6 protein-coding genes are annotated in these 4,633 nt (G+C 39.8%); all 6 read right to left on the reverse strand.

All coding sequences use genetic code 11. The annotated features are described in order from the left end of the window. Positions 1–82 precede the first annotated feature (82 nt). The 6 genes from rbfA to PK547_02635 all read right to left on the reverse strand — a co-directional run bounded on the left by rbfA (position 83) and on the right by PK547_02635 (position 4,550). Positions 83–424 (reverse strand): 30S ribosome-binding factor RbfA, encoded by a 342-nt coding sequence (gene rbfA, locus PK547_02610; GenBank protein HPR91600.1) that lies wholly within the window; start codon positions 422–424, stop codon positions 83–85. 1 nt (position 425) lies between these two features. Continuing rightward, positions 426–1,988, reverse strand: coding sequence for a translation initiation factor IF-2 (infB, locus tag PK547_02615; GenBank protein ID HPR91601.1), 1,563 nt, complete (start codon positions 1,986–1,988; stop codon positions 426–428). Positions 1,989–2,100: 112 nt separating this feature from the next. Next, a complete protein-coding gene (locus PK547_02620) occupies positions 2,101–2,508 on the reverse strand; it encodes an S-adenosylmethionine decarboxylase (GenBank protein HPR91602.1) in 408 nt (135 codons plus the stop codon). An 83-nt stretch (positions 2,509–2,591) separates the two neighbouring features. Continuing rightward, positions 2,592–2,960: a diacylglycerol kinase family protein gene (locus PK547_02625; GenBank protein HPR91603.1), complete on the reverse strand. Its 369-nt coding sequence runs from the start codon at positions 2,958–2,960 to the stop codon at positions 2,592–2,594. A gap of 46 nt (positions 2,961–3,006) precedes the next feature. Further along, on the reverse strand, positions 3,007–3,753 hold the full coding sequence (locus PK547_02630; protein ID HPR91604.1) for an ABC transporter permease: 747 nt from the start codon (positions 3,751–3,753) through the stop codon (positions 3,007–3,009). Between the two features lie 5 nt (positions 3,754–3,758). Next, positions 3,759–4,550, reverse strand: coding sequence for an ATP-binding cassette domain-containing protein (locus tag PK547_02635; protein HPR91605.1), 792 nt, complete (start codon positions 4,548–4,550; stop codon positions 3,759–3,761). Positions 4,551–4,633 lie beyond the last annotated feature (83 nt).

The following is a 4,633-nucleotide window of genomic DNA, read 5'->3' on the forward strand; positions in this document are numbered from 1 at the left end:
CAGACCGCTGTGTTAGCTACTTCACCACCAGGCCGTCTCGCTTACCTTTATTTTTACTTGATTGCGTTTTCTTTGTCAATTACTACCCCTCTCCATTTATCTTTTTTAATTCCCTATCAACTGTATCTGCATTTATGAGCCCATGGTCTTCCACAAAATGTAACTTAGGCACTGGCTTTATATATAATTTTTTTCCTAGAATTGTTTGAAATAATCCCTTGGTCTTTTCTAACTCTTTCAGCATAGCTGGCATTTCCTTTTCTGGATAAACAGAAATTTTAATATTGGCTACACCCAGGTCTTTAGGCACGTCAACACCAGTCACAGTAATTAAAGTTCCAGGACCGCGGTCAATTTCCTTTTCTATCAACGGACACAATTCTTTTTTTATTAACTCCCCCACTCTTAAAACCCTATAGCTCATTTTAATGATTAAAGAAATAAAGGTCGTCGCCCACCGCTAAATTATTTTTAGCCTCCACAACGACTCCACACTGCTTTCCGCATTCTACTTTATCCACATCGCCGCGGTTATGTTGCAAATTAATAATTTTGCCCTGACCGATTCGTTTTTCTTCCCGCATAATATCAAAACGCGCTTTAAGGTTAAGCATTCCTTTGGTTACCTCTCCGCCTACTAGCTGGTTTCCATGAACCGAATTAAAAACTTGTAATACATGCATAATACTATTCGGTTCGATAACTTTATTCTTTTCCTTGCTTTCATGCACTAATCCAGTTACAAAGTCTACAATTTGATAAAGAATATCCGCCTTAAAAACTTTAAGATTATTATTGGCAAGAAAACTAGTAGCCGCCGCTTGTTCTTTGACCCTAAAGGCAATTACGGTTGCGCCAGTAAAAAAAGCCAATTTTACATCTGTTTCATTCAAATCGCCCACTTCTGCTTTTAAATAATTGAACTTTACCCCTTCGCTTTGGGCAACTTTATCTAAGCTGCTGGTAATCGGTTCGAGAGACCCCTCTACATCCGCCTTAATCACAAAATTAAAGACGTCTTCCTCTTGAGCCTCGCCACTTTCTGCTGCAGCAATAGTTTTTTGGCAAGCCAAGGCCTTCTCTTTCATAATCTGTTCCGCCAAGGCTCTATCATCTTTCAAAAGTTCTTTTAAATCCTCTTTTCTGCCCGCATAAAATTCTTCACCCACTAATGGCAAGCTGTCAAAGCCCGTCACTCTAACAGGCATAGAGGCTTGAGCGGAAGGAATGTTTTCTCCCCTAAAATCTTCTATGATTTTAGCTTTCCCCTCCACCGTCACTGTGGCAATATCATCCCCTTGATGAAGGATGCCGTCTTTCATAAGAATAACGGCGCTATTGCCCCTTTGTTTGTCTAACCAACTTTCTATCACGATTCCTTTGGCCCGAGCTTTAAGATTAGTCGTAAGATTCGCCATATCTGCCATGAGAAGGATTATGTCCAAAAGCTCTTCTACCCCTCGCCCCTCTTTGGCGGAAATCAAATTCACTGGCACTTCACCGCCCCAATCCTCTACAAAAACTTTATTATCAGCTAACTGTTTTTTGATGTTCTCAACATTAATATCGGGCCTATCAATTTTGTTGATGGCTACTACAAAGGGAATTTTAGCTCTTAAAATGTGCCCCAAAGCGTTAAGCGTTTGTGGCATTACACCTTCATCGGCAGCAATCACTAAAACAGCTACATCTGCCACTTGGGCGCCACGAGAACGCATTTCCGAAAAAGCCTCATGACCGGGGGTATCCAAGAAAGTGATCTTTCTGTCGGTAGCCATGCCATTCATGTCTGTCGCCTGAATCACAGCTTCGTAAGCACCTATATGTTGAGTAATCGCTCCACTTTCTTTGGCCGCTACATGGGTATGGCGAATATAATCCAAGAGAGTTGTTTTTCCGTGGTCAATATGCCCCATGATAACAACTACGGGGGCACGAGAAACGATGTCAGGATTTTTAATTGTGTTTTTGTCCTTGCTGGTTGTCATAAAAATATGTCTTGTCAGATTATTTAAAAATCCGTACGCGTGAGAGTATACCAAAAAAACCCTTATTTCACAAGGAAATTCAATAAAATAGCCCTTTCTGAGGAGTTATTTTTTAAAATCGATAATTTATAGAAATTTTATAGTCTGAAGCCGAAAACCGTTCTTTGGCAAATTCCGCCATTTTATAGGGCTGGTATTCTTTACAGCTAAAGACATCTAAATAAATGGCTTGCGAAGCATTGGCAAAATGGGCAGAAACAAGAGAGGTTTCTATCAACTGGGTCATAGAAAAACCAAACACTCTCTCGTTCTCTCCGAAATTAACGATAGTTGTTTCCCCGTATCGTTGCATGCCTATCAGCGTGCACAAATCACGCACAAAATTTTTTATGTAGTCCGGGTCGGTCATCTTTCCCAAATCGCAATTTTTCAGGTCGACTGAAACCGCCAATCCCCAAGGATTTTTCTCTTGGTATTCTTTTATCACAGCTTCATCTTTCTTCTCCTGCTCTTCTGTCATAGATATAAATCTTTTAAAATTAAACAAAAACAATAATAAATCAAAATCAATTTTTATGCCAGTGGCTAGCATTACAAAATAGTTTACTTAAAAATACGGACAAGGTATGAGGAGAAAATAATTGTTCCCACCAAAGCCGATAGAATGCAAAAAATCAATACTATGCCAGCCGCGATATCTTTGAGAGCTCTGACTTTTAAAGAATAGCTGGGTTCTAAAAAGTCAGCCACTTTTTCTATGTAGGTATTAAACATTTCCAAACCCAGAACTGCTCCGATAAGCATAAGAATTAAAGCCCAATGCGTGGGCGTTAAACGCACAAAAATGCCGGTGGCAATCACGAGAGCAGTTATCCCGAGCATTATTTTGAAATTCCGCTCTTTCAAAGCAATTCTAATGCCACGAAAAGCATCCTTAAAACTATGAAAAAGACTTTTTGAATAAGGGCTCATATTATACTCTCAAAAACTCTCTCTGTTGTTCTCTAATAGTATACAATTAAATTCTTATCTTAGAAAATAAACGGCCTCCGATCAGAAACAAAACTGAAGTTAATACGCTAAGCACAATAAAATCTTTAGCCAACCCAAATTGGTAAATACCCGTCAAACAGCCTCTGAGGCCATCGACTCCGTAAGTCAAAATATCTCCCCTAGACAAAAAACTGAGTGTTTTGGGAAAGCTGCCGGATGGGAATAGCGCCCCCGACAAGAAAAACAGGGGCATTACCATAAAATTCATTATCATCTGAAAGCCCTGCATATCATCCAAAAGAGAAGCAATAGCAGTGCCAAGAGCGGTAAAAAAGATGGCAATGAGACAAATAAAGAGAAGAGCACCCAAGAGAGAGCCAATAGAAATGACACGAAATCCCACTAGGAAAGAAATAGCCAAAACAAGAATTCCTTGAAAAATAGCTGTGGTGGCTCCGCCCAAAGTTCGTCCAATCATGATGTTAATCCGAGAAACTGGCGCTACTAATGTTTCTTTCAGAAAGCCGAATTGCTTATCCCAAATAATGTCTATACCAGAGAAAAGAGCAGAAAAAAGCACGCTCATAGCAATAATGCCTGGAGCTAAAAACTGTAAATAATTTCCTTCTCCAGCCCTCTGAAAGACTGGTCCAAAACCGTAGCTAAAAGCAACGAGATAAAGGATGGGTTGCACTAACGACCCAATAATCCTAGACCGAGAACGAAGCCATCTTTTTACTTGTCTTAGCCAGAGTATATAAATTGTGTTCATATAGATTATTTTCTATGATTATGCCTAATTCTCATTCTGCCAAGGTCATCTCCCTGCTCATCCCGAATGTCATAACCAGTAAAATGGAGAAAGGCCTCTTCCAGTGATTGTGTTTGCGCTTCTGTTTTTAACTCCTGGGGTGTGCCGAGAGCCACTAAATTGCCATGGTCAATAATAGCAGCTCGATTGGCCACTTTTTCTACCTCATCCATATAGTGAGTAGTAAACATCACGGTTACTTTTTCTTGCTGGTTTAAGCCTAGAACATAATCCCAAATATGGGTTCTCGTTTGCGGGTCTAACCCCACAGTAGGTTCATCTAAAAAGAATATTTTGGGATGATGCAACAAGCCGCGCGCTATTTCCAAACGCCTTTTCATTCCGCCCGAAAAAGTTTTTACCAAATCATTTTTTCTGTCCCAAAGTTCTACAATCTTAAGCAATTGCTCTATTCTGTTTTTTCTTTCTTTCGGTGGCACGCCATAAAGAACAGCATGAAAGAACATATTTTCATAAGCTGTCAGCTCATCATCTAGGCTAGGGTCCTGAAAAACAATCCCGAATGATTCTCTGACCTCGTCTGGGTTATGCTCCACGTCAAAACCGTTAATTATTACTTGCCCGTGGGTAGACGGCAGAAGGGTCGTCAATATCTTAATCGTAGTAGATTTGCCGGCGCCATTAGGCCCTAGAAGGGCAAATATTTCTCCCTCTTTAACACTAAAAGAGATGTCGTTCACGGCAACTGTTTCACCGAATTCTTTTCTTAAATGTTTAACTTGAATAATATCCTCCATACATAATAAATATTTAAAACCGTTCCATCTTAGCAAAACTTTTATAATAGTACAATCAATAAAAAACTGCTCATAGGCAATTT

The organism is Candidatus Paceibacterota bacterium (assembly GCA_035404205.1).
GTDB lineage: Bacteria > Patescibacteriota > Minisyncoccia > UBA6257 > JAVHQB01 > JAVHQB01.